The organism is Micromonospora sp. NPDC049139 (genome assembly GCF_055586845.1).
This window is the reverse complement of sequence record NZ_JBVJHK010000008.1, coordinates 130,872-156,306: the sequence shown is the minus strand read 5'-3', so window position 1 is coordinate 156,306 and position 25,435 is coordinate 130,872. Positions and strand designations below refer to the sequence as shown.

The window sequence follows — 25,435 nt, the reverse complement described above, 5'->3', positions numbered from 1 at the left end:
AGCCGTGCCACCGCAGAGGCCCACGCTCGGACGAGCGTGGGCCTCCTGTCACGTCGCCCGACGGGCGGCGGTGTTCGCCTACGCCGGCTGCGGCCCGACGACGGTCCAGCACAGGCCGGCGGGATCGCGCAGGGTCGGCTGCTGCGCCGGACCCGCCGGCGGTTCGACGCGGGCACCGGCGGCCAGCGCCCGCCGCAGCACCGCGTCGGGGTCGGTCCGCTCGATGGTCAGCACGTCGTCCCGGCCCTCGGCCGGCGACCCCGCCTCGGCCCACTCGCTGACGGTCAGCCGGTGCCCGTCGACGGCCAGTTCCGCCTGCAGGACGCGGCCGTCGAGCAGGCACTCCCGCTGGAGCTGGACGGCGTCGAGGACGTCCGTGTAGAAGGCGACGACCTCGGCCGTGTCGCTGACCGAGAGGTGGGGCCCCGGCCCGTCGTTCGCTGGCCTCATGCGACTCGTGCCCCCTTCCGCTACTCGGCGATCCGGGTCCGACCGGTCCAGCGGAACACCACGGGCACGTCGGCCGTCTCCGGGGCGCTGCCCCGCTCGAAGTGCTCGTACCCTCCATAGTGCCGGACCTTGATCTTCTCCGCCGCCCGCACCACCCGGTGACTGCGCAGGTCGGCCGGCAGATCGGCCGGGCCGCCCTCCAGGACGGCATCGATGACGCCGGCGACGTCCCGGGCGACCGGATCAGCTTGCGAAAAGTCCTTCATGGCACGACCTCCGTCGCATTCCGCACACCTCGGACGGGCCCGCCGCTGGCCGGCGGACGCGTCCACACAGGTCTGACGACACCCGTTGCCGGGGTGAACGGACGCTCCGGGTCGAACGTCGTTGTTCCGGTGGCCGGCCGCCCGTTCCGCAGCGAACGTAATCCAGGTCACATCCGCCCGAACACCCTTAGCGGACCCCTAGGACCCGCCCTGGGCAGCGACGATGCTTCCGCACGCCCGGGCGCCGGCCACCGGCCGGCTCACTCCCAGCGGAAGAAGCGGGTCGCCAACACGGAGCCGAGCACGGCCGTCACGGCCAGGGCGAGCAGCTGCCCCCACTGCGGGCTGGCACCCGCCCACGCCGCGCCGATGGTGTCCACCGTGGCGCCCAGCGGCGAGTAGTCGGCGATGAGGGCCAGGGCGGCCGGCATCCGGTCCCGGGGCAGCCAGGCGCCGGCGAGGAAGAGCAGCGGGAAGAACAGCGCAGGGCCGATCGACTGCGCCGCCCGGGCGGACGGCGCCAGCGCCGCGATCAGCAGCCCGACGGCGAAGAGGCAGGCCACCCCGAGCAGGAACGCCAGCACGAAACCGGGAAAGTTGGCCGGCGCCGGCTGGTCCAGCAGGAACCGTACGGCGATCGCGGTGACCACGGCGCCGAGGACACCCATCACGAGGTTGACCACGACCTGGGCCACCAGCAGGAGGGCGGGCTGCACCGGGGTGGTCGCCAGGCGGCGCAGGACCCGGCGTTCGCGGTAGATGCCGAGCGCCATCGGCAGGGTGAAGAGCGCGAGCATCCCGATCGTCAGGGCCAGGGCGAGGGACGGCAGGAAGGTCTGCTCGGCGTGCTGCCCGGTGTCGGCGGCCGTGCCGGCGCGCTGCGGCAACCCGAAGACGAGCATCAGCCCGATCGGCAGGGCGAAGACGAAGAACAGCGACACCGGCTCCCGCAGGAAGAGCTTCGTCTCGACGGCGATCAGCTTCGTCAGGGCGCTCACGATGACCTCTCGTCGGTCGGGGACTGCGTGGCGGTCCGGCCCCCACGGCCGGTGAGGGACACGAACGCGTCGTCGAGGCTGGGCTGCTCGACCCGGAGCCCGGTGTAGCGGATGCCGGCCTCGTTGAGCGCGGACAGGACCGACTGGAGCACGTCCTTCGTGCCGGTCACCATCACCTCCGCGCCGTAGTGGGACACCCCGGTCACGTCGGGCGACGCGAGCAGCAGCGCGTCCTCGACCGGCTCGTCGGGCCGGAAGTGCACCCGGTGGTCGGTACCGACCCGGTCGAGCAGGCCGGACGGGCTGTCGATCGCCACCACCCGCCCCTGGTCGATGATCGCCAGCCGGTCGCAGAGGCGTTCCGCCTCCTCCATGAAGTGGGTGACCAGCACGACGGTGACGCCCCGGTCGCGGATCCGCTCGACCAGGTCCCAGGTGTCCCGGCGGCCCTGCGGGTCGAGCCCCGTGGTCAGCTCGTCGAGGATGGCGACCTCGGGCCGCCCGACCAGGGCCAACGCCACCGACAACCGCTGCTTCTGCCCGCCGGAGAGCTTCTGGAAGTAGGTGTTGCGCTGCTCGGCCAGGCCGAGGTCGGTCAGCAGCTCGTCGATGTCGGCCCGGTTGCGGTAGAAGGACCGGTACAGGTCCAGCGCCTCCCACACCCGCACCTTGTCGGGCAGTTGGCTCTCCTGGAGCTGGGCGCCGACGCGCTGACGCACCTCGGTGCGGTCGCGGATCGGGTCGAGCCCCAGCACCCGGATCGTGCCGCCGTCGGGCCGACGCAGCCCCTGCACGCACTCGACCGTGGTGGTCTTGCCCGCCCCGTTGGGGCCCAGCACGCCGAAGATCTCGCCCTGTTCGACGGTGAAGGAGACGTCCGCGACGGCGACCTTCTCCCCGTACCGTTTCTGCAGATGATCGACTTCGATGACCGGCATGGGCGTGGTCCTCCTTCACGTGCGGGCGGCCGTCAGGGCGGGCGGGACCCCCGGCTGATCGCGGCGTCGGCTGCGGTGACGTGCCAGCGCCAGCCCGCCCGCGAGGCCGGCCGACGCCCGACATCATCCGTCCAACGGAGGTACGAATCAATCGATCAGTTGACGAATCGGGGGTTTCGAACGGGATACGACCCGGGGACAGGGGTCTCGGCGGGCAGCCGGGCGCGGCGACAGGGGTGTTGGCCGGTTACCGCGCGTGTCCGTCGACACGGTGGGGTGGGCCGGGCGCCGGGCAGAGGGGCAGCAGCTCGTCCAGCCGGGTCAGCACGACGTCGGGGCCGGCGGCGCGCAGGGCCTCCTCGTCGGACTCGCCCCACAGCGCGGCCACCGCGACCACCCCGGCCGCCCGCGCGCTGAGCAGGTCGCTCGGTGCGTCACCGACCATGAGCGCCTCCGCCGGCCGGGCCCCGAGCAGCCGCAGCGCCTGCCGCACGATGTCCGGTGCGGGCTTGGGCCGGGGCACCTCGTCCGAGCCCACCACGTGGTCGACGAGCGGCAACAGGTCGAGTCGGCCGAGCAGGTCCCGGGCCCGTACGCCGCTGCGGCCGGTCGCCACGGCCAGGCCGATCCCCCGCCGCCGCAGCGTGCCGAGCAGCTCCGGCACCCCGTCGACGGGGGTGACCCGGTGCGCGAGGCGGTTGCTCTCCCGGACGAACGGCTCGGCCAGCGCCGCCGGCAGGCCCATCAGCTCCAGCACCTCCGGCAGGTACCGGCCCGGATGGCGGCAGTACTCCTCGACCGGGGCGACGCCGTCGCCGACCACCTCCCCGTACGCGAGGGCGAACGCCTCCCTGGCCACGGCGAGGCTGTCGACCAGCACCCCGTCGAGGTCGAGCACCACGGCCCGGACGCTCGCGGGCACCGGCCCGCGTCCCGTCGTCTCCCCGGCCACCGAGGCCACCTCCCGCCCGTCCGCCCCGCGCCGGCCGGTAGGGGTGGCAGGCCGGGGGACGCCCCGACTACGGTCGGGATCGTCGTCCCGGGCCTGCCGGCCGGGCACACGCCCGCCCGGATCCACCGGCGCACCGCCGACCCTACCGGCGTCCCGTGCCCCCGGTTCCGGCGCCCGGTCACGCCCGGTCGCTCCGGCCCGGGTCACGGCCCGGCCGGCCCGACACCGGGTCACGGCCCGGCCGATCCGACGCCGGGCCCGAGCCGCTGGAGAAGGGGTCGCGCCATGCCACTGCTGAGCTGGCTCTCGGAAGGCACCGACGAGCGTCCGGACGCGGTCCGCGTCGACGACCGGGCGGTGTCCGGGGTGGAGCTGCGCCGGCTGGCCGCGGCGGTCGCGGACGAGCTGCGCGGCGTCGACCGGGTGGCGATCGAGGCGACCGCGACCCTGGAGACGGTGGTCGGGGTGGTCGGCGCGCTGACCGCCGGGGCGGCGGTCGTGCCGGTGCCGCCGGACGCCGGGCCGATGGAACGCGACCACATCCTGCGCGACTCGGGGTCGACGGCGCTGCTGGTCCCGGCCGGCGCGGAGCACCCGGCCGACAGCATGGGCCCAGCCGTCGTCCCGATCGACCTGGCCCGGCGCTCGGACACCACGCACCCCGAGCCGGACCCGGCCCGCACCGCGCTGATCCTCTACACCAGCGGCACCACCGGCGCGCCGAAGGGCGCGGTCATCTCCCGCCGCGCGGTCGCCGCGTGCCTGGACGGCCTGGCCGACGCCTGGGCCTGGACGCCAGACGACCTGCTGGTCCACGGCCTGCCGCTGTTCCACGTGCACGGGCTGGTGCTCGGTGTGCTCGGGCCGCTGCGGCTGGGCAGCCGGCTGCACCACGTCGGCCGGCCGCGTCCGGAGCGGTACGCGGCCGCCGAGGGCTCGATGTACTTCGGCGTACCCACGGTGTGGTCCCGGGTCGCCGCCGACCCCGACGCGGCGCGGGCCCTGCGCCCGGCGCGGCTGCTCGTCTCGGGCAGCGCGGCGCTGCCGGCGGCGGTCTTCGCGGACCTCGCCGCGCTCACCGGCCACCGGGTCGTCGAGCGGTACGGGATGACCGAGACCCTGATCACGGTGAGCGCCCGGGCGGACGGCCCACGCCGGCCGGGCACCGTCGGGCTGCCGCTGCCCGGAGTGCGGACGCGGCTGGTCGACGAGCAGGGCGCGACGCTGCCGGCCGACGGGGCGATGGGCGAGCTCCAGGTCAGCGGCCCCACCCTCTTCGACGGGTACCTCAACCGTCCGGACGCCGACGCGGCGAGCAGCACCCCGGACGGCTGGTTCCGCACGGGCGACGTCGCCACCGTCGACCCCGACGGCTGGCACCGGATCGTCGGGCGGGCGTCCACCGACCTGATCAAGAGCGGCGGCTACCGGATCGGCGCGGGCGAGGTGGAGGACGCCCTGCTCGCGCACCCGGGAGTCCGGGAGGCCGCCGTGGTGGGGATCCCGCACCCGGACCTCGGCCAGCAGGTCACCGCGTACGTGGTGGGCGACGGGGTGGACGGGCCGGAGCTGGTGGACTTCGTGGCCCGGCACCTGTCCGCGCACAAGCGGCCGCGCGAGGTGCGCCTGGTCGACGCGCTGCCCCGCAACGCCCTCGGGAAGGTGCAGAAGAACCGGCTGCTGGCGGACTGACCGGTCGGCCGCGGCGACCCCGGTGCGGGCGGGTCAGGCGACCGCCGGGATGCTGATCGCGGTGACCACCAGGCCCCGGCCGACCAGGAACCGGCCGGCGAAGGCGGTCACCGGCACCCCGCCGAGCACCGGGCCGGGCACCAGCAGGTGGGCGGTGAACGTCCCGGCCGGATCGAGCACGATGTCCGCCTCGGCGAAGTCCAGCCACCGGCCGGTGAGCGGAAACCACGCCTTGTAGACCGACTCCTTCGCGCTGAACAGCAGGCGGTCCCAGCAGACCGACGGGCTGGCGGCGCTGAGCGCCGCGGTGCGGGCCCGCTCGGCCGGCAGCGCGATCGCGTCGAGCACCCCGTCGGGCAGCCGCGCGTGGGGCTCGGCGTCCACCCCGAGGGTGGCGAACGCCGCCGTACGACCGAGGACGGCCGCCCGGTAGCCCTCGCAGTGCGTCATGCTGCCGACCACGCCGTCCGGCCAGACCGGGGCACCCCGGACACCGGACAGGATAGGCACCGGGGCGAAGCCCAGCTCGCCGAGCGCCCGGCGGGCACAGTGCCGTACGGTGGTGAACTCCCGACGGCGCTTCTCCACCGATGCGGCGACCAGCGCCTGCTCCTCGGGGAACAGGGTCAGGCCGGCGGGGTCGGTGAACGACTCGGCCACCGCCACGGTGGAGGGCAGGATCTGCTCGATCACCTCGCCGATGTTAGGTGCTGCGGCGACCCGCACCGCTCCGACGCCGGCCGGAGGGTGCACCATAGGGGTCGGGTACGGGTGCCGGGCCGCACGGGCGGCTGCCAGTCTGGGGGGGGTACCCCGCCCACGGGCGGGGCCGCGGATTGGTCGGATGGATGCGGGAAAGCGATGCTCACTGGCAAGGTGGTGCGGTTCGACGAGGTGCGGGGCTACGGGTTCATCGCCCCGGACGACGGCAGCGACGACGTGTTCGTGCACGCGAACATGCTGGACGGTGACAAGTGGGCGTTGACGCCCGGCGTCCCGGTGGAGTACGACGCGGTGGAGACCGACCGCGGCCCCAAGGCCGTGCTGGTGCGGGTGGTCGGCGCTCCCGCGGGAGTGGAGCGGAACGGGACGGCCCGGGCCGGTGTGGCGGTTGCCGGCGGGCGAAGCCGGGAGATCGGGCAGGTCGCGGGCGGCGCGGACGACGAGGAGGGCCTCTGCGACGTGCTCTCCGAGCGGGCGTTCTCCGCGGAGACCACCGAGGCGCTGGTGACCTCCGTGCCGGACCTGACCGGGGCGCAGATCGTTGCGGTACGCGCCCGGATGCTGGCCCTGGCCCGGCGGCACGGCTGGGTGGAGGGCTGACCGCCGCCCGCCTCGGGCCGGAGCGTCCGGCCACGGCGGGGACGGCCGGCGCACGCGGACCGGCCGCAGGGCACAGTAGGCCGCACGGTGCGAAGCGGCCGGGTCAGCCGGCGTCGACCAGCAGGGACTTCCTGATCCGGCCGAGCGCGGTGCGGGGCAGCTCGTCGACGAAGTGCACCCGCCGGGGGCGTTGGGCCGCCGAGAGGTGCCGCCCGACGTGGTCGATCAGCACCTGCGCGGTCAGGTTGTCGGCGACGACGTAGGCGGTGACCTGTTCGCCGAGCGTGTGGTGCGGCGTGCCGACGACGGCGGCGTCCCGGACGCCCGGGTGGCTCAGCAACGCCTCCTCGACCTGGCCGGCGTGCACCCGCCGGCCCCGGCTGTGCACCACGTCGAGCCCCCGCCGGCCGATGATCCGGTGTGACCCGTCGGCGGCCACGGTCGCCAGGTCACCGGTGGCGTGCCAGGGACCGGCCGCGCTCCGCCCGCCGCCGCCGACGTAGCCGCTGAACAGCGTCGGCCCGCAGACGCTCAGCTCGCCCACCGATTCGCCGTCGGCCGGCACGGGCCGGTCCTCGCGGTCCAGCACCCGGGTCTCCACGCCGGGCAGGGGGGTGCCGACGGCTCCGTCGACCGGCGGGTCGCCGGCCCTACCGGTCAGCGCGATGAGGGTCTCGGTCGTACCGTATGCCTGAACCGGTGCGTGCGAGGTGAGCAGCCGCAGCCGCTCGGCCACGGCGGCGGCCAACGGGGCGTCCGCGGAGATCAGGATCCGCGCCGCGGCCAGCGACCGGGCCAACGGGCCGTCCCGCGCGATTCTCCCCCACTGCGCGGGCAGCGCCAGGTACATGGTGCCGGCCGGCCCCGCGCAGGCGTTCCGGTCGAGGTGGACGAGGCGGCTGCCGACCCGCAGCGCGCCGAGCAGACCGACGACCAGGCCGTACGCCCGGAACAGCGGCGCGCCCTGGACCACGACGTCGTCCCCACTCCAGCACCAGGCGGCGGCCAGCAGGTCGAGGTCGGCGGCGATGGCGCGACGCGAGATGCGCACCCCGCGCGGCGGCCCAGCGGCTCCTCCGGTGTAGAGGATGACCGCGTCGGCGCCCGGCTCGGGCTCGGGATGGTGCGTCGAGGAACGCTGGCGCAGGTCGACGGGAACCGTGGGCAGCCGGTCGCCGCCGGGCGGGCGCGCTCCGAGGACAACCGTCGTCCCGGACTGCCGCAGGATGCGGTTCCGCTCGCACTGCCCGACGCCGGGCGGTAGTGGCACGAGCGGAACGCCCGCGTGGACGGCGCCGAGCATGCCCACGACCGTCTCCAGGGTCGGCGTGGCGTCGACCGCGACCACGCCCGCGCCCCTGATCCGGTCGGCGACCGCGGTGACGCAGCCGAGCAATGCCTCGCTGGAGAGCGTGCCGCCGGCCATCCTGACCGCATCGGCCCGGTCCGCGCCCGATCCCCGCAGCGCCGGCAGCAGTGTCATCCCCGTTATCCCCTGCCAGGGACGTGGGCGAGTCGCGGCAGCGACTGGGGCATCACGACGGCCACAGGACCCTTCACGTCATGGGGTTCGAGCAGCCCCATATCCGGCCATCCCGCCATCGACGCGGGGTGTCCCGAAATTAGGCTGCGCAATGGTCCGGCACAACCCCTAGCCACCCGGCCAGGTCCCCTGCCCGGGGACGGCGGGCCAGGTAGGACGCGAGGTGGCGTCGCCTTGGGCGACCGGCGGTCGGGGCGTTCTGGTTCCCGGGCGACACTGTGGAGAGAATTCCGTCCGGCAGGAGCGGTGAACAATGGAGCCGCATTGACGTCGGAATTGTCGGCCGGCCACCGGACGGAGCGACGGGAAATCAATTCCACGAGCCAAACTCTTTCAATTTTCAACAGGCCCGGCACGCACGGCGGCACCGGCTCCCGACGACCGCTGGGCGCATAATTCATTTTTAACAACATAATCGCTTAATGTTCCCAAAGGTCCGAATCGGGCATGCCTGGGACGATGCCGCGACGCAAGCCCCTTCCCGTCCGGCCGACGCGACCACCGGAGGGGTCACGCCAGCAGGCGGGGGACGCATTACCTCGCAGCAAACAGAGGAATTCTCACAGTTTCCCCCGGCCCACCAGGCATCCGGCACCTCGCGGAAAACCGGACCGGGACGAGCGGGCCGACCACCGACCGGCGACGCGACCAGCACCCTGAGCGCCGGGCGCCACGCGCCGCCGTGAGAACCGGCCGGGCGGGGCGGACGCTCGCCCCGCCCGGCCGTCATCACCAGGCTGAACTGCCCACACCGACCGGCGCCGGCTTCCGCCCGCCCCTCCGACGACCGACCGGACAGGTCCCGAGCGGCACGACGACACGGCCCGCCGGGCCGGGCGGGGACGAATGCTCGCTCGCGGCCCTGCGGGCGGCTCGCGCACACCTAGCACGGGGAGGCGCGACAACCAATGGCCGACATCGCCATGAAAAGCAACCTCGACGACCGGCGCAACACCTGGTCACGTTACGGGACCAGGTGGCGACTTTCCGTTGTGGACTGCGCACCCGACGCGTGATGACGGCGGCAGGGACACCCGAACCGATGTTTGCCTATCCTTTACAAACCTCGGCTTGCCGCCCAATTGCCGAACTGCCATACTCCCACCATCACGGCGGTCGATAGGGGGAGACCGGCCAAGAGGGGGCTGGGGAATTATCGCCGGCACTGGTGGGCTGCAAGTCGGAGCCGCCAGTCGGTCAAGTCGGTCGATGGTTGCCCGTCGCTCCTCGACGGCGATCTATATAACCAAAACTGGAATGGGTCGAGAATTGCCGGTCTCCGATTTCGTCGAGCTCCAGGGCCGCGCAGGGCAGGTGGCGTGCCCGGTGACCGCGGGCCGCCCGCTCCACCGGGGGCCGCGTCGATGGAACTGACCGAGCGGTCGTGCCAGCTCGACCTGCTGGAGCGCCGGCTCGCGGACCTGATCGCCACCGGCGGCGCCCCCACCGGCCGGACGGTGACCGTGCTCACCGGCCCGGTCGGCTCCGGCAAGACCGCGCTGTTGCAGACCTTCGCCCGGCGGGCCGGCGAGGCCGGGGCGGGCGTCCTCGGCGCGAGCGCGTCCCGCGCCGAACGCACCGTCCCGTTGGAGGTCGTCCGCCAACTCGTCCGGGCCGCGGCGTTGAGTCCGGACGACCGGGCCCGGGTCGGGCGGCTGCTGGACGCGGGCTCCCTCGCCTGGGCCGACGTCGACGGCGCCGACCACGAGGACACGGCCCGCAGCACCGCCGCGATCGGCGGGGCCCTGCTCGAGCTGACCACGCGCGGCCCGCTCGTCATCGCGGTCGACGACGTCCACCACGCCGACGTGGCGTCGCTGCGGTGCCTCGACTACATCGCCCGGCGGATCGCCGGCCTGCCCGTGCTGGTGCTGCTGACCGAGGCGCCGCGCACCAGGCCCTGGCGCCCCGAGGTCTACACCGAGCTGATGCAACCCGCGAGGCTGCACCGCATCCGGCTTCCGCTGCTCACCGTCGAGGGGACGTTCCAGGTGCTCGCCCACCGCCTCGGCGTCCCGGTCGCCCGGACCATCGCCGAGGAGAGCCACCGGATCAGCGGCGGCAGCCCGCTGCTGGTGCACGCGCTCGCCGACGACCGGGCCGCCGCGCCCCGGCCCGCGGACCACCCCGTCGCCGGCGAATCGTTCCGGGAAGCCGTGCTGAGCTGCCTGTACCGCTGCGACCACCCGGTGCTCGAGGCCGCCCGGGTGCTCGCCGTGACCGGCGAACCCCTGCACGGCAACCTGCTGTCCCAGCTCGTCGGCGCCCGGTCGCGGTCCGCGCTGGGCGCCGTCGACGGCTCGACCAGCGCCGGGCTGGTCACCGAGGCGGGGTTTCGGCATCCGGCGGTGGGCCAGGCGGTGCTCGACGGGATGACCGCCGAGGAACGCGTCCGGCTGCACCTGGAGGCGGCCTGCCTGCTGCACGACGAGGGCGCACCAGCGACACGGGTCGCGCCGCATCTGGTCAAGGTCGACGAGCTGACCGAGCCCTGGATGGCGCAGAGCCTGCTGGACGCCGGCGAGCAGGCCTTGGTCGACGGCAAGGTGGAGACCGCCCTGCGGTACCTGCGCCGGGCGAACCGGAGCGCCGTCGGCGACTGCCTGCGGGCGCGGATCCGCTCCGCGCTGGCCCGCGCCGAGTGGCAGCTCGACCCGCAGGCGGCGGTCCCCCACCTGACCGGCGTCGCCACCGCCGTCCGCGCCGGGCACCTGAGCAGCCAGCAGGCGGCGGGGCCGATCCTGTACCTGCTCTGGCACGGTGAGATCGACAAGGCCGTCGAGCTCGTCCAGCACCTGAGCGACCGGGCCGACAGCGCGGATCCGCGTTCCGCGGCCGAACTGCTCGTCACGACCGGCTGGATGTCCACCCTCTATCCAGGGGTGACGGTCGGCCGGCCCAAACCCACCGCCGCCGCGCGGGACCCGCTCACCCTGGCCGCGGTCAGGCGTGGGCTCGAGGGGTCCCTCCTGCTGTCCGCCGTGCTCGAACGCGGCGACGCCACGGTGGTCGAGCACGCCGAGCGGGCGCTGGCCACCGGCGGGCCGGACGACGAGCCGAGCATGTGGACCAGCGTCTGCGCCATCGTCGCCTTGATCTACGCAGACCGGCTGGACCTGGCCGGCGACTGGTGCGACCGGCTGGGCACCAGTCCGGCCGCCCGGCGCCATCCCTCGGCCTCGGCGACCCTCGCGGCCCTCCGGGCGTTGGTCAGCGGACGGCTCGGTGACCTGCCCCGCGCCGTGCAACTGGCCGACCAGGCGCTGGGCCAGCTCTCGCCGAAGGGCTGGGGGGTGGTGATCGGGATGCCGCTCGCCGTCCGCCTGCGGGCCCTCACCTTCATGGACGAGCTCGACGCCGCGGCCGCCTGCCTCCAGGTGCCGGTCCCGCCGGCGATGTTCAAGACCCCGTTCGGGCTGCACTACCTGCACGCCCGCGGGACGCACGCGCTCGCCGCGGGAAGCCCCGAGGGCGCGCTGGCCGACTTCCAGCTCTGTGGGCAGCTGATGACCTCGTGGCAACTGGACTTCTCGGGTCTCGTCCCGTGGCGGACGGAGTCGGCCCGGGCGCTGCTCCGGATGGGCCGCCGCCAACAGGCCAGGAAGTTGGTCCGGGAGGAGTTGGCCCGGCTGCGGCCCGTCCAGGTGCGCTACCGGGCCGCCGCCCTACGGGTGCTGGCCGCCACGGAGGACGGGCCGGACCGGATCAGCCACCTGCGCAGCGCCGTCCGGCTGCTGCGGCAGTGCGGCGACCGGGTGGAGCTGGCGCACAACCTGACCGACCTCGGCCACGCCTACCAGCAGGCCGGCGACCGGCGGGAGGCCCGCGTCGCGGCCCGGGCGGCCCGCGCCCTCGCCGAGGAGTGCGGCATCCCGCTGCTGCGCGCCAGCACGGCCACCACCGGCTCCGGTTCGGCCGAGGGCCCCGCCGGCACGGCGGTGGTGGTGGACGGGCTCAACGACGCGGAGTCCCAGGTGGCCACCCTGGCCGCCCAGGGCCACACCAACCGCGAGATCGCCGAGAAGCTCTTCCTGACGGTCAGCGCCATCGAACAGCGACTGACCCGGATCTACCGGAAGCTGCACGTCAACTCGCGCAACGAACTGGCCGCCCGGCTGCGGCTGAACCGGCCCGGCGCGACCCTGCTGCACCCGCCGTCGCCCGGGCAGGGCGAACCCGGGGGCCGTCCACGCGGACCACGGTTCCGCTGACCGTCATCCGCCGTCCACCGGCGCCGTCCGCGCTCGCCGTCCCGGCCTGACCGCCTCCCTGCGGCACGGGCGGCCGGCCGCCGCCCACCGACCACGGACGGCTGTTCATCGGGTCACACTCCGGCCGTCCGGCCTGCCCCAAAGAACCGCGGTGTGGCACCGTCGAGGCGTACCACCGAAACCCGCCGTTCACGGTGTGGTCATCTCCGGCCGTCCGGCCAATCCCGACACCCCTTGCGGCGCATTGCGCAACCCCTAATGACGGACAAGATCCGCAGGTTTGCGCGCGAAACGATGGGGTCTCGCGCCCGTTGTCGCACCACCCCCCCGGTGCCAGACTCGCCTGGTCGCACGGACCGTCCCCTGAACGGCGCGGTCCGGCGACACATTTCCAGGTCCATCCGGCACGGCGGCCCGGTGCGCTCCACCCCTACCCCCGGTAGGCGCGGTGGAGGGGCGGCCGTCCGGCAAGGGGGAGCGGTGTCGGGCAGCGCCGGGGTTCCGGTTCCGCACCGCGTACGAGAAGGGCTGACACGCTGGTGTTGGTGCAGCAGGAGGAGCAGACGACCCGTCTCCGGCGGGCGTTCCGCGCGTGTGAGGAGCAGCAGCGAGGACACGTCGCGCTGGTCACCGGCGCGGTGGGGAGCGGCAAGACCAGTCTGTTGGAGGCGTTCGGCGAGTGGGCGGCCGCCACCGGCGGACAGGTGATGAGCGCTGCGGGCTCGCGGGCGGAGCGCGGGCTCCACCTGGGAGTGATCGGGCAGCTGCTCCACAGTGCACGGCTGGCGCCCGACGCGGCTGCCCGGGTGGAGAAGCTGATGGGCGACGCCACCTTCGCCATGTCCCTGCCCGAGCCCGGCGGTGAGGCCGCCGAGGGCGACCGGGCCTGGGCTCCCCTGCTGCACGGCCTCTTCGCCACCCTGCTCGACCTGACCGGCACCGGGCCCCTGGTCCTCGTCGTCGACGACGTGCACCACGCGGACCCGGCCTCGTTGCACTGCCTTCTCTACGTGACCCGTCGGCTGCGCCACGCCCGGATCATGGTCGTGCTCGCCGAGGCGTCGACGCTGCGCCCGCCGCACCCGTTGTTCCGGGCCGAGTTGCTCAGCCAGCCGCACTTCGCCCGGATCACCCTGCCGCCGCTGACCGTGGACGCCATCGCCCGGCTCGTCGGCGGCGACACCGAGACCACCGAGGCCCGGGAGACGGCGGAACGCTGCGTGCACATGACCGGCGGCAACCCGCTGCTCACCCGGGCGCTGCTCGAGGAGCGGGCCGGCGGCGGGACGGGCGACGACGACTCCGGCGCGACCGTCGGCGACGCGTTCGACCAGGCCGTGCTCGGCTGCCTCTACCGGCACGAGCCCGGGGTGCGCCGGGTGGCGCAGGCGCTGGCGGTGCTCAACCGGCCCGCCCCGACCGAGCTGCTCGGTCACCTCCTCGACGTGGCGCCCGAGGCCACGGTCCCGGCGGTGCGGGTGCTGCGCACCTCCGGCCTGATGGAGGCCGACCAGCTGCGCCACCCGCGCATCCTGCACTCGATCCTCGGCGACATGTCACCCGACGAGCGGCGGGGCCTGCACCAGCGGGCCGCCGAGGTGCTGCACGACCACGGCGCCGAGCCGAGCGTGGTCGCCGAGCATCTGGTGGCCGCCGGCTGGGCGGACGCGCCGTGGGTGGTGCCGGTGCTCCAGGACGCCGCCGGACACGCCCTGGCCTCGGGCCGCCCCGACGTGGCCGCCGCCTGCCTGCGCCTCGTCTCCCGGGTGTGCGTGGACGAGCGGCAGCGGGCCGCCACCACCGAGATGCTGGTGAGCGCCCGCTGGCAGGTCAACCCGCTGGCCGTGAACGGGCACCTCAGCGAGCTGGTGGAGGCGGCGCGGGCCGCCGGGTGGTCTAGCGATGTCGGCCTGTCCGCCGTGCCCTACCTGCTCTGGCAGGGTCGGGTGGAAGAGGCCACCGAGGCCGTCAGCGGCTTCTCCACAGAGGACGAGCACGGCCCGGGCGGCGTGGCGACGCGGCTGCGGATGATGCAGTTGCTGGTCGCGCTCTCCCACCCGGACCACCTGGCCACGGTGCGGGAGACCCCGACGGCGTGGAGCCGGGCGGCGAGCGCGCCGGCCACGATCAGCCCGCTGCTGCAGGCGGTGACGGTGCTGCACACCGCGCTGACCCCGGCCGCGGAGAACGACACCGTGGCGACCGCCGAGCAGCTCCTCCAGCGTCACCACACCGACGACGGCTCGCTGGGCCTGCTGACCGCCCCCCTGCTGGCGCTGCTGTGGGCGGGCCGGTCCGACCGGGCCGCCGCCTGGGGTGACGTCCTGCTCGGTCGACCGGCCGCCCGGCACGCTCCGGTGTGGCGGGCCGTCATCCGGGCGGTCCGGGCCGAGGCGGCGCTGCGCGTCGGTGACCTGCCCGGCGCCGAGCACCACGCCCGCACGGCGCTGGAGGACATTCCCGCACCGGCATGGGGTGTGGCGGTCGCGGGCCCGCTGGCCACGCTCATCGCCTGCGCGACCGAGGCGGTGCGGCTGTCCGAGGCCGACCGGTGGCTCGCCCACCCGGTTCCGCCCGGCATGTTCCGCACCCCGCTGGGCCTGCACTACCTGGTCGCCCGCGCCCGGCACCACCTGGCCGTACGGCGGCCCCACGCCGCGATCACCGACCTGCGGCGGTGCGGCGAGCTGATGCGCACCTGGGGCATCGACGCCGCCGGGCTGGTGCCGTGGCGGCTGGAGCTGGCCCGGGTGCAACTCAGCGTCGGCAACAAGGCGCAGGCCACGCAGCTCCTCCAGGAACAGCTGCGGGTGCCGCACGGGGTCGACGACCGGACCCGGGGTCGGACGCTGCGGCTGCTCGCCACCACCGCGGCCCAGGACCACCGGCGCAAGCTGCTCTCCGAAGCGGTCAGCCTGCTCCAGTCCAGCGGCGACCGGCTGGAGCTCGTCCGGGCCCTCGGCGACACCGGCCAGACGCTGCAACGGGCCGGCGACTCCGCCCGCGCCCGGCTGCTCGTCCGCCGGGCCTACCAACTGGCCCAGGACTGCGGCGCGTCGGTGCTGGCCCAGCGCCTGATCCGGCGGGAGCCGGGCAGCGGGCTGCCGGCGTACCCGACGGCCGCCGAGATGCAGGAGCCGGACGACGGGCTGAGCGACGCCGAGCGTCGGGTGGCCGCGCTGGCTGCCCAGGGGCACACCAACCGGCAGATCTCCAGCAAACTGTTCATCACCGTGAGCACGGTCGAGCAGCACCTGACGCGGGTCTACCGCAAGCTGGACGTGAAGCGGCGCACCGACCTGCCGTCCCGGCTCGTCGCGTACGCGGAGGGGTTGGCCGAGGAGACGCAGGGCGCCGCCTCCTGACCCGCGCCGAGGGGCGCCGCGCGTGCGGCGCCCCTCGGCGCGTACGGCAGCCGCAGGCTCAGCCGACGGCGACCCCGGCGGATCGGCGGGCCGGGGCCTCGTCGCGGTGCCGCAGCACGAGGTCGGCGGCGGCGGCGACCCCGCCGGCCCGCCGCATCCGCCGGCTCCACAGCTCGGCCCGCTCCCGGAACGAGTCCTCGCGCAGCAGGCGCGTGAGCTTGGCGACGATGTCCTCGACGTCCAGGGCGTCGGTGTGCTCGACGGCCAGCGCGACGCCGCTGTCGACCGCACGCGCCGCGCCGTCGGGGCAGTCCAGCCAGAACGGCATCACCAACTGCGGGGTGGCGAAGTGGACGCCCTCGTGGACGGCGTTGGCGGCGCCGTGGTTGAAGAAGGCGCGCACGTGCGGGTGGGCCAGCACCCGCAGCTGCGAGGGCAGCCACGCCTCCACCCGCAGGTTGCCCGGCAGCCGCTCGGCGGGCGGGAGGAGCTGCTGCTGGCGCGCGGGCAGTTTCCACAACACGGCGTGCTCGGGCCCGACCCGGTCGGCGACCTCGACGATCGCCCTCACCTGCCCCGGGGACGGCCGCATGATCGTGCCGAACCCGACGTAGACCACCGAGGGGTGGCCGTCCAGCCACCGGGTCAGCTCGTCGTCCCCGTCGGCCGGCGGCACCTCGCGGGGCACGACCGGACCGAGCATCCGCAGTGTCGCCGGGGCGGTCGGGAACGGATACTCGAAGCCGAAGACCGTGTACGACATGAGCGCCGCGGCGGCCTCGGCGTAGAGCGTCGGCCGCATCTCCGGGTTGCGGAGGCCGGCGGCCCTGCGGGCGGCCACGGCGGCGAGGTTCCGCCCCAACCGGTCCGGCTGTGTCAGCGCCCGGACCAGCCGGTTGCGGAAGTGCGCGTTGGTCAGCCTGCTGCCGGGGCGTCATCCGCCGCGGCAGCCCCGAGAACGGGGTGGGATAGCGGGGCGGCAGCAGCTCCTGGAGGAAGTTGGACGGCGGCAGCGAGATGCTGACCACGAAGGGCACCTGTCGGATCTGCGCGGCGTCCATCGCGTAGGTGGCGAGGCTGTCCACCACGGCCACCGCCGGCCCGATCTCGTCGATCGTGTCGAGGCAGCGCTGGTAGAGCTGCTGGAGGTAGTCGTAGTCGGTGCAGAGGTCGATGTAGCGCGCGAAGGCGTCCACCCGGTCGCCGGTGGTCAGCGCCCGGTACGTCGCGTCGTCCCAGTCGTGCGGTGACGACTGCGGGCGGGCCGGCCCGAGCGAGACGAACGAGACCTCGCCCGGGCCGGGCAGCGCCTCGACATCCGCCCGGCGGTCCTCCGTGGACGCGAACCAGACGTCGCGGACGCCCCGGGCCTTCAGCTCGTTGACAATGCTGAGCAGCGGGTTGAACAGCCCGGCGCTGTTGTAGGCGACCACGAGCACGGCTCGGCCGCGGTCGTCTCCGGTCATGACCACCGTCACCATCACTCCTTCCCGCCACGCGGCGGCTCGCGCCGTTCCGTCACCTGGGCCGCCGTCCGGCGGTCTCCCGGCGGCACGTGGTGCGGTCGCGTGCGGTCGGGCACAGGCGGGCTGATGATGGAGCCGTTCAGCCGGGCGATCGGGGTCGGCTGTCAAGGCGTGTCGATGCGGCACAGGGGTCGGCGGAGCTTCGGTAGAAGGGGTGCCGATTCATGGCAGCCCAGGACCCTCTGCGACCGCTGTCTATATAGACAGTCATAACTTACCCGACGGCGGCGACATGGAGGACGGCTCACGCTGATTTGTCCGGGCGAATCGGCCCGGCGCCGTGAGCCGCGAGCCCACGAGCCGCGGACAGCCGGCAGCGGACACCCCCCCCTCACGACCCCGCGCCGACGACGCCCCCGGGTCACACCTCGAAACCGGACTTGCGGGTAACGCGTGACACGGCCCTGTCGAACTGCCCGCACAGATGGGGCACACCGTGCCGCCGCAGCCGCCGAAGGCGGGGCCGAGCCTGATGCGACGGGTGGTCCTACGGACGGGGCAGCTCGACAGCGTCCACGACACCCACCACCCCACTCGCCGAACCGGATCCACGGGGCCGACACCACCGACGGCGTCTGGCCCGCCGCCCCCGGCAGGTATGTATCGAGCCACGAAAAGACCTCCGGGCGGGGCCGGGCCTTCGACAGGCCCCGCCTCACCCGGAGGTCTCGAACAACCTCACGGTCCGCCGCCGGATCGCCGGCGGACAGGACGAACTAGTCCATGGAGCGCTTCATGAAGCCGCGCATGCCGATCGCGGAGAACACCACGAAGACGCCCGCGAGGACGGTCATGCAGAGCCAGAGCGGCACGGACTCGACCCCCGGCGGGGCGACCAGCGACCGGGTCGCCTCGCTGATGTAGGTCAGCGGGTTGAGCGAGCAGATCACCTGGTACCAGCGCAGCCCGTCCAGGCCGAGCAGCGGGAACTGCGTCGCGCCGGTGAACATCAGCGGGGTCATCACCACGGTGAACATGATCTGGATGTGCTGCGTCGGGACCAGGGTGCCGAAGGTCAGGCCCACCGCCGCGCCGACCAGCGCGCCGACCGCCAGCACCCCGATCACCTTGAGTACCACCGCCCAGGGCCAGGTGACGTCGAGCATGAGCATGCCGACCGGGATCAGCACCACGCCCGCGATCAGCCCGCGGATGCCGCCGAAGACGATCTTCTCCAGGGCCACCAGCGGGATCGCCATGGGCGACAGGAGGCGGTCCTCGATCTCGCGGGTGAAGGAGAAGTCCATCACCATCGGCAGCGCGGTGTTCTCCAGCCCGATCAGGAAGGCGTTCAGCGCGATGACACCGGGCAGCAGCACGTTGGTGAAGTCGTCGCTGGCGTACCCCAGGTCGCCGAGCACCTTGCCGAAGATCAGCAGCATGAACAGCGGCTGGATGAAGACCTGGAGCAGGAAGCCCACCAGTTCCCGGCCGGTGACGAACAGGTCCCGCGAGAGCACCGCGCGGAACGTGGCGAACTGGTCCATCGCGCGCACCGGCGGCGGCGCCGCCGCCGTCGACGGCGCGGACGGGGTGGCGGGGGCGGTGACGCTCACCGAAGTTCCCTTCCGGTCAGGTGGATGAAGACGTCTTCCAGGCTGGGCTGGCCGATGTTGAGGTCCCGGACCTCGCAACCCAGGTCGGCGAGGATCTTCATCGCCATCGGAATCGCGTTGGCCGGCTGGGTGCTGGTGTAGACCCGGAAGGAGAGCGGGGCATGCGGATCAGCGGGCGCCTCCGCCGCCGGCGCGGGCAACGGCATCGCCGGCATGCCGGGGAACGTCGGCGCCGCGGCGGGGGCGGGGTTCTTCACCTGGAAGTGTTCCACCTGCTCCACGTCCGGGATGGCACCCAGCGCGGACCGCACCTCCTCGGCGGGGGCACCGGGGGTCACCACGAGGGTCAGCGTGCTGCTGCCGGGCAGGGTACGGGTCAGCGCGGCGGGCGTGTCCAGCGTGAGCAGCTTGCCGTGGTCGATGATGCCGACCCGGTCGCAGAGCTTCTCCGCCTCGTCCATGTCGTGGGTGGTGACGACCACGGTCACCCCGGCCTGCTTCAACTCGGCGACCCGGTCGTGCACGAAGAGTCGGGACTGCGGGTCGAGGCCGCCGGACGGCTCGTCGAGGAAGAGCACCCGGGGCGAGTGCATCAGCGCGCGCGCGATCATGGTGCGCTGGGCGAGGCCGCCGGAGAGGAAGTCGGTGCGGGAGTTCGCGTACTCCTTGAGCCCCATCTGCTCCAGCAGTTCGTCGGCGCGGCGGATGCGCTCCGCCCGGGGCACCCGGTGGTACGCAGCGTGGAACAGCAGGTTCTGCCGGACGGTCAGCGCCCGGTCCAGGTTCACCCGCTGCGGCACGACCGCCAGCATCTGTCGGGCGACAGCCGGGGCGCCGATCACGTCCGCGCCGCACACGGTGGCCCGGCCGGAGGAGGCCCGCACCCGTGTGGTCAGCACCCCGATCGTTGTCGTCTTGCCCGCGCCGTTCGGCCCGAGCAGACCGAACACCTCACCCGCGGCGACGGAGAAGCTCAGTCCGTCCACCGCCGGCGGCATGTTGGGCTGGTACTGCTTGACCAGCTCCGTGACCACCACTGCCTCGTCCACGTCGTCATGCTCCCGTCCTGTTCGTGGATCCGATAGATGTACGTGCGCCGATAGGGGGCGCTAGGGGCACGCCAGGGGCGGAAACGTCAGAGGCGCTGCCCGGTCAACCACCGCTGCACCGTGCCGGCGAGCTCCGGCCCCCGGTCGGCGACCATGCTGAAGTGGTCACCGGCCGCGTCCACCGCCTCGTGCGGGTACGGCCAGCGGGACCGCCAGCCGTCCTCCTCGCCGTCCCACTCCCCCAGCGGCTCGCTGGCCCGGACCAGCAGGGTCGACGCCGCCATCGGGGCGGGCTGCCAGTCCAGGAACAGCGGCAGGTATCCGGCCCAGGCCGTCGTCCGCCAGTCGTCCATCGGCGTGTACGCGCTGTCCCGGTCGATCATCCCGTCGAGCAGCTGCGGCACCCACCCGCCGAGCACCTCGCTGTCGGCCGGGTAGGTGTCCATCAGCACGACCGCGGCCGGCGACCGGCCCTGGCGTTCCAGCTCTCCGGCGAGCAGGTTGGCCACCATCGCACCGCCGGAGTGGCCGGCGAGCACGAACGGGCCGGGGCCGACCGTGCGCAACACCGTGTCGGCGTGCACCCGCAGCAGGGCGTCGAGGTCGGCGGGCAGTTCCTCGCCCACCCCGAAGCCCGGGTTGGGCAGGGCCCAGACGTCCCGCACGCCGCGGAAACCGGAGGCGAGCCGGGCGTACTCGTGGGCCCCGGAGAGCAGGGACATGGTGCAGCAGCACACCAGCGGCGCCCCGGCGCCGCCCTCGGCGAGCCGGAGGATGCCGGCCGGGCGGGTGAGCTGCGCGGGCTCGCTGAAGCTGGGCCGGAACTGGGCGAGCTTGACCAGGAGTTCGGCGTACCCGGCGGGGTCCTCGCGCGCCTTGGGCTGGTTGAACAGCCCGCCGAGGAGTCCACCGCCGGCACCCCCCGGGGCGGGCTCCGCGGCGGCGTCCGGGGCGGCCCCGGCCTCGTCCGCGTCGACGAGCTGGCCGAGCAGGTGGCGGGCCAGCGCCGTCGGGGTGGGGTGGTCGAAGAGCAGGGTGGCGGAGAGCTCCGCCCCGGTCTCCTGACGCAGCGCGTCCCGCAGTTCCAGCGCGGTCAGCGAGTCGAAGCCGAGTTCCAGGAAGTCCCGGTCGGCCTCGACCGCCCCGGGCGAGGCGTGGCCGAGCACCGTGGCCACCCGTGCCCGGACCAGGTCCAGCAGGATGCGGTGCCGGTCGCCGGCCGAGGTGGCGGCCAACCGCTCGCGCAGCACCCGGGCCGGATCGCTCGCCTCGCCGCCCGGCCGGGCGTCCCGGTCCGCCTCGACCGCTTCGGGCACGCCGCGCAGCAGCGGACTGGGCCGTACGGCGGTAAAGGTCGGCCCGAACGTGGACCAGTCGAGGTCGGCGAGCGCGACCTGGTCGTCGCCCTGTTCCAGGGCCTGTTGCAGGGCGGACACGGCCACGTCGGTGGCGAGCGGGCGGACTCCGCGGCGGCGCAGCTGCCCCGGCTCGGCGACCTCGTCCGCCCAGGGGACCCAGGCGACGACGGTGGTCGGGCGGCCGGCGGCGCGGCGGCGCGCGGCCAGCGCCGCCAACCCCGCGCCGGCGGCGGCGGCGACCGCCGCGCCTCCGCCGCCCCAGACGGCGGCGGTGGAGGAAAAGACGACGAACTCGTCGATCGGCCGGTCACCGCACGCCCGGTCGAGCAGTTCCACGGCGGCGGTGCGGGCGGCCACGGAGTCGGCCAGGTCGGACGGTTCCAGCATCGAGACCGGGTCGCCGGCACCGTCGGAGTCGACGACGTGCAAAACGGTGCGGACGCCGGTGCCGTCGGCGGCCAGCCGGTCCAGCACCTCGGGCAGCCGGCCGAGGTCGTCGACGGCGGTGACGGCGACGTCCAGCCCGGTGGGCGCCGCGGGCCCGGCGAGGACGAGGTGGGTCGCACCACGGTCGACGAGCCAGCGCAGCAGGTGCGGGACGCGCACTGCCGCCGCGCCGTGCACGAGGACCGCGCCCCGGGGACGCCAGTCCTCGGCGGCGGGGCCGGCCGGGGCGCGGGACAGCCGCCGCGCGTACACCCCGCCGGGGCGTACCGCGAGCTGGTCCTCGTCGCCCTCGGCCGCGACGAGGCGGGCGAGCGTCGCGAGGGCGGCGTCGTCCGGCTCCGCCGGCAGGTCGACCAGGCCGCCCCACAGTCGCGGCTGTTCCAACGCCAGCACCCGGCCCAGACCCCAGAGGTACGCGCCGGCGACGCCGGGCGCGGGGTCGTCCGCGTCGACGGCGACGGCGCCCCGGGTCACGGTCCACACCGGCACGGTGCTCCCCGCGGCGCCCAGGGCCCGGACCAGCGCGGCGGTGCCGGCCAGCGGGCCCGTCCCGGTCGCCCCGGCCGGCTCCCCCGCCGCCAGCAGCGAGACCACGACCGACGGGGTGCCCCCGGTGGGCAGGGCCCGGGCGACCTCGTCCGGGTCGTCGCCCACGCTCACGAGCACCGGGTCCAGGCCCTCGGCCCGCAGTGCGGCCAGCACCGCCGCGGCGTCGGTACCGGGCCCGGCGACCACCAGGCAGGGGCCGGTCGGCGCGGCGCCGGCGGACGGCGGGTCGACCCGGACCCAGCCGGTGCGGTACCGCAGACCGTCCAGTTCGGAACGGAGTCGCCGATGACCCCGGTAGGCCGTGAGGGCGGGCAGCAGCGCCGTCAGCGCCTCCTGCCGGTCGGTGTCCAGGCCGAGCACGGCGGCCAGCGCGGCCGGCCGCTCGGCCTCCACCGCGGCCCAGAACTCGTCGTCCTCGCCCGCCGGGACCGGCTGGCCGAGGTCGACCACGGGCGGGTCCGGCCAGTACCGCTCGTGGTGGAAGGCGTAGGTGGGCAGCTCGATCCGGGCGGCGTCGGTGCCGGCGAACAGGGCCGGCCAGTCGACGCCGGCTCCCCGCAGGTCGACGGCGGCGATCGCCGCGAGCAGGCCGGCCGGCTCCGGCTGGTCCCGGCGGCCGACCGACGCGAAGGCCGCCGCTTCGGCGTCGGGCAGGCACTCCCGGGCCATCGCGGTCAGCGCCCCGTCAGGGCCGAGTTCCAGGAAGGTCGCCGCCCCGGCGGCGGCGAGGGTGACGACCGCGTCGTGGAAGCGGACGGTGTCCCGGACGTGCTCGACCCAGTAGCCCGGGTCGGTGGCCTCGGCGGCGGTCAGCAGGGCGCCGGTGCGGTCGGAGACGACCGGCAGGGTCGGCGGATGCCAGGTGACCTTCTCCGCGACGACGCGGAAGTCGGCCAGCATGGCGTCCATCCGGGCGGAGTGGAACGCGTGGCTGACGCGCAGCCGGCGGATCCGCCGGCCCTGGGCGGCCAGCCGCTCGCCGGCCGCGAGCACGGCGTCCTCGTCGCCGGAGAGCACCACCGACGCCGGGCCGTTCACGGCGGCCAGCGCCACCCGGTCACCGAGCAGCGGGGCCACCTCGGCCTCGGACGCCCGGACCGCCAGCATCGCCCCGCCGGCCGGCAGGGCCTGCATCAGCCGGCCGCGGGCGGCCACCAGGGCCGCCGCGTCGGCCAGCGACAGCACACCCGCGACGTACGCGGCGGCCAACCCGCCGACCGAGTGGCCGAGCAGGTGCTGCGGGCGCAGGCCCCACGCGGTGACCAGCCGGTAGGCGGCCACCTCGTACGCGAACAGCGCCGGCTGGGTGAACTCGGTGGCGTCCAGCAGCTCCGCCTCGGGCGAGCCGGGGCGGGCGAAGACCACCTCCCGCAGCGGGCGGCTCAGATGCTGGTCCAGCTCCCCGGCCACCTCGTCGAAGGCGGCCGCGAAGACCGGGAACCGGCGGTGCAGCTCGGCACCCATGCCGGGGCGCTGCGCGCCCTGACCGGTGAAGAGGAAGGCGACCTTGCCGGCCGGGCGGGCCACCCCGCGTACCACGCCGGGGGTGGGCCGGTCCTCGGCGACCGCGCGCAGGCCGGCCAGCAGGGCGTCCCGGTCGTCGCCGGTCACCGCGGCCCGGTGCGGCAACGTCGCCCGGGTGGTGACCAGCGAGTACGCCACGTCGGCCGGGGCCAGGTCGGGGTGGGCGGTCAGGTGGTCCAGCAACCGGCGGGCCTGCCCGGTCAGGGCCGGCGCGGAACGGGCGGAGACGATCCACGGTGCCGGCGGGGCGGGCGGGCCGGCGGGCCGGCCGGTGTCGGCGTCCACGTCGGCGGCCTGCTCGATGATGACGTGCGCGTTGGTGCCGCTGATGCCGAACGCGGACACCCCGGCCCGGCGCGGCTGCCCGGTGGCCGGCCAGGACTCCATCCCGGTCAGCAGGGACACGGCCCCGGCGGTCCAGTCGACGTGGGGGGTGGGCTCGTCGACGTGCAGGGTCGGCGGCAGCACCCCGTGCCGCATGGCGAGCACCATCTTCATCACGCCGGCGACACCGGCGGCGGCCTGGGTGTGGCCGATGTTCGACTTGATCGAGCCGAGCCACAGCGGCCGGTCCGCGGGGCGGTCCTGCCCGTACGTGGCCAGCAACGCCTGCGCCTCGATCGGGTCGCCGAGGGTGGTGCCGGTGCCGTGCGCCTCCACCACGTCCACCTGGTCGGCGGTCAGCCCGGCGTTGGCCAGCGCCTGCCGGATCACCCGCCGTTGCGAGGGGCCGTTCGGGGCGGTCAGCCCGCTGCTCGCGCCGTCCTGGTTGACCGCGCTGCCCCGCACCACGGCGAGGACCGGGTGGCCGTTGCGGCGGGCGTCGGAGAGCCGCTCGACGAGCAGCATGCCGACCCCCTCCGACCAGCCGGTGCCGTCGGCGGCGGCGGCGAACGACTTGCACCGGCCGTCGGTGGACAGGCCGCGCTGCCGGGAGAACTCAACGAAGACGGTCGGGGTGGCCATCACCGACACCCCGCCGGCCAACGCCAGGGTGCACTCCCCCAGCCGCAGCGCCTGGCAGGCGAGGTGCAGCGCGACCAGGGACGACGAGCAGGCGGTGTCCACGGTGACCGCCGGCCCCTCCAGCCCCAGGGCGTACGAGATCCGGCCGCTGGCCACGGCGGCGGCGCTGCCGGTGCCGAGGTAGCCCTCGACTCCGCCGCCGACCCCGGAGAGCAGCGCCGCGTAGTCGCCCTGGCTGGTCGCCGCGTACACGCCGGTGGGCGCGCCACGCAGCGTGGTCGGATCGATGCCGGCCCGTTCGAACGCCTCCCAGGCGGTCTCCAGCAGCAGCCGCTGCTGCGGGTCCATGGCCAGGGCCTCGCGGGGGCTGATGCCGAAGAACGCGGGGTCGAAGTCCCCGGCGGAGTAGAGGAAACCGCCCTCCCGCACGTACGACGTGCCCCGGCTGTCGGGGTCGGTGTCGTAGAGCGCGCCCAGGTTCCAGCCCCGGTCGTCGGGGAACGCCGACATCGCGTCGGCCCCCGCGGCGACGAGGTCCCACAGCTGTTCGGGCGAGGCGACCCCGCCGGGGAACCGGCAGCTCATCCCGATGATCGCCACCGGCTCGCTGAGCGCGGCGGTGAGCTGCTGGTTCTGCTGCTTGAGCTTCTGGTTGTCGAGCAGGGCCGCGCGCAGCGCGTTGACGACCTCGTCCAGTGACACACTCATCGAAGGCTCCTCAG

15 protein-coding genes are annotated in these 25,435 nt (G+C 74.7%); 4 read left to right on the top strand and 11 right to left on the bottom strand.

Annotated features, from left to right (window positions below; genetic code table 11):
* Positions 1 to 78: 78 nt before the first annotated feature.
* From ACZ6Q9_RS16600 to ACZ6Q9_RS16580, 5 genes are all read right to left on the bottom strand, one after another.
* Positions 79 to 450, bottom strand: a complete 372-nt coding sequence (locus ACZ6Q9_RS16600; protein WP_396829298.1) for a VOC family protein — start codon at positions 448 to 450, stop codon at positions 79 to 81.
* 20 nt (positions 451 to 470) lie between these two features.
* A complete protein-coding gene (locus tag ACZ6Q9_RS16595) occupies positions 471 to 716 on the bottom strand; it encodes a DUF5988 family protein (protein WP_393458841.1) in 246 nt (81 codons plus the stop codon).
* A gap of 260 nt (positions 717 to 976) precedes the next feature.
* On the bottom strand, positions 977 to 1,714 hold the full coding sequence (locus ACZ6Q9_RS16590) for an ABC transporter permease (protein WP_393458844.1): 738 nt from the start codon (positions 1,712 to 1,714) through the stop codon (positions 977 to 979).
* Positions 1,711 to 2,652: an ABC transporter ATP-binding protein gene (locus ACZ6Q9_RS16585; protein ID WP_393458847.1), complete on the bottom strand. Its 942-nt coding sequence runs from the start codon at positions 2,650 to 2,652 to the stop codon at positions 1,711 to 1,713. The genes ACZ6Q9_RS16590 and ACZ6Q9_RS16585 overlap by 4 nt, the downstream gene beginning before the upstream one ends.
* A 247-nt stretch (positions 2,653 to 2,899) precedes the next feature.
* Positions 2,900 to 3,604, bottom strand: a complete 705-nt coding sequence (locus tag ACZ6Q9_RS16580; protein ID WP_396829296.1) for an HAD-IA family hydrolase — start codon at positions 3,602 to 3,604, stop codon at positions 2,900 to 2,902.
* 285 nt (positions 3,605 to 3,889) lie between these two features.
* On the opposite strand from ACZ6Q9_RS16580, the gene ACZ6Q9_RS16575 reads away from it, so the two are divergent.
* Positions 3,890 to 5,296 carry an acyl-CoA synthetase gene (locus ACZ6Q9_RS16575; RefSeq protein WP_393458853.1) on the top strand — a complete coding sequence of 469 codons (1,407 nt, stop codon included), beginning with the start codon at positions 3,890 to 3,892 and terminating at the stop codon, positions 5,294 to 5,296.
* A 33-nt stretch (positions 5,297 to 5,329) separates the two neighbouring features.
* Here the strand turns inward: ACZ6Q9_RS16575 and ACZ6Q9_RS16570 are convergent, their stop codons facing one another.
* Entirely contained in the window at positions 5,330 to 5,989 is a 660-nt protein-coding gene (locus ACZ6Q9_RS16570; RefSeq protein ID WP_393458856.1) for a 4'-phosphopantetheinyl transferase family protein, read from the bottom strand.
* A 168-nt stretch (positions 5,990 to 6,157) separates the two neighbouring features.
* On the opposite strand from ACZ6Q9_RS16570, the gene ACZ6Q9_RS16565 reads away from it, so the two are divergent.
* Positions 6,158 to 6,619, top strand: coding sequence for a cold-shock protein (locus tag ACZ6Q9_RS16565; RefSeq protein ID WP_393458859.1), 462 nt, complete (start codon positions 6,158 to 6,160; stop codon positions 6,617 to 6,619).
* A gap of 103 nt (positions 6,620 to 6,722) precedes the next feature.
* Here ACZ6Q9_RS16565 and ACZ6Q9_RS16560 read toward each other — a convergent pair whose 3' ends face one another.
* The gene (locus tag ACZ6Q9_RS16560) at positions 6,723 to 8,102 is read right to left on the bottom strand and encodes an AMP-binding protein (protein WP_393458862.1); all 1,380 of its coding nucleotides are present in this window, start codon (positions 8,100 to 8,102) and stop codon (positions 6,723 to 6,725) included.
* A gap of 1,424 nt (positions 8,103 to 9,526) precedes the next feature.
* Between ACZ6Q9_RS16560 and ACZ6Q9_RS16555 the strand changes: the two genes are divergently transcribed.
* Both ACZ6Q9_RS16555 and ACZ6Q9_RS16550 read left to right on the top strand, forming a co-directional pair.
* Positions 9,527 to 12,373: a helix-turn-helix transcriptional regulator gene (locus ACZ6Q9_RS16555; protein WP_393458865.1), complete on the top strand. Its 2,847-nt coding sequence runs from the start codon at positions 9,527 to 9,529 to the stop codon at positions 12,371 to 12,373.
* Between the two features lie 545 nt (positions 12,374 to 12,918).
* Positions 12,919 to 15,738, top strand: a complete 2,820-nt coding sequence (locus ACZ6Q9_RS16550) for a helix-turn-helix transcriptional regulator (protein WP_396829295.1) — start codon at positions 12,919 to 12,921, stop codon at positions 15,736 to 15,738.
* Between the two features lie 58 nt (positions 15,739 to 15,796).
* Here ACZ6Q9_RS16550 and ACZ6Q9_RS16545 read toward each other — a convergent pair whose 3' ends face one another.
* From ACZ6Q9_RS16545 to ACZ6Q9_RS16530, 4 genes are all read right to left on the bottom strand, one after another.
* Positions 15,797 to 16,579: a glycosyltransferase gene (locus ACZ6Q9_RS16545; RefSeq protein WP_396829294.1), complete on the bottom strand. Its 783-nt coding sequence runs from the start codon at positions 16,577 to 16,579 to the stop codon at positions 15,797 to 15,799.
* A gap of 1,401 nt (positions 16,580 to 17,980) precedes the next feature.
* Entirely contained in the window at positions 17,981 to 18,820 is an 840-nt protein-coding gene (locus ACZ6Q9_RS16540; protein ID WP_350711463.1) for an ABC transporter permease, read from the bottom strand.
* Entirely contained in the window at positions 18,817 to 19,869 is a 1,053-nt protein-coding gene (locus tag ACZ6Q9_RS16535) for an ABC transporter ATP-binding protein (RefSeq protein ID WP_393458643.1), read from the bottom strand. Before ACZ6Q9_RS16535 ends, ACZ6Q9_RS16540 begins: the two co-directional genes overlap by 4 nt.
* Positions 19,870 to 19,955: 86 nt before the next feature.
* On the bottom strand, positions 19,956 to 25,421 hold the full coding sequence (locus ACZ6Q9_RS16530; RefSeq protein ID WP_466021410.1) for a type I polyketide synthase: 5,466 nt from the start codon (positions 25,419 to 25,421) through the stop codon (positions 19,956 to 19,958).
* Positions 25,422 to 25,435: the final 14 nt, after the last annotated feature.

Coding starts and splice junctions, on each gene's coding strand:
- ACZ6Q9_RS16530 (WP_466021410.1), bottom strand. CDS start 25,421: ATGAGTGTGTCACTGGACGAGGTCGTCAACGCGCTGCGCGCGGCCCTG.
- ACZ6Q9_RS16565 (WP_393458859.1), top strand. CDS start 6,158: ATGCTCACTGGCAAGGTGGTGCGGTTCGACGAGGTGCGGGGCTACGGG.
- ACZ6Q9_RS16555 (WP_393458865.1), top strand. CDS start 9,527: ATGGAACTGACCGAGCGGTCGTGCCAGCTCGACCTGCTGGAGCGCCGG.
- ACZ6Q9_RS16595 (WP_393458841.1), bottom strand. CDS start 716: ATGAAGGACTTTTCGCAAGCTGATCCGGTCGCCCGGGACGTCGCCGGC.
- ACZ6Q9_RS16600 (WP_396829298.1), bottom strand. CDS start 450: ATGAGGCCAGCGAACGACGGGCCGGGGCCCCACCTCTCGGTCAGCGAC.
- ACZ6Q9_RS16585 (WP_393458847.1), bottom strand. CDS start 2,652: ATGCCGGTCATCGAAGTCGATCATCTGCAGAAACGGTACGGGGAGAAG.
- ACZ6Q9_RS16560 (WP_393458862.1), bottom strand. CDS start 8,102: ATGACACTGCTGCCGGCGCTGCGGGGATCGGGCGCGGACCGGGCCGAT.
- ACZ6Q9_RS16575 (WP_393458853.1), top strand. CDS start 3,890: ATGCCACTGCTGAGCTGGCTCTCGGAAGGCACCGACGAGCGTCCGGAC.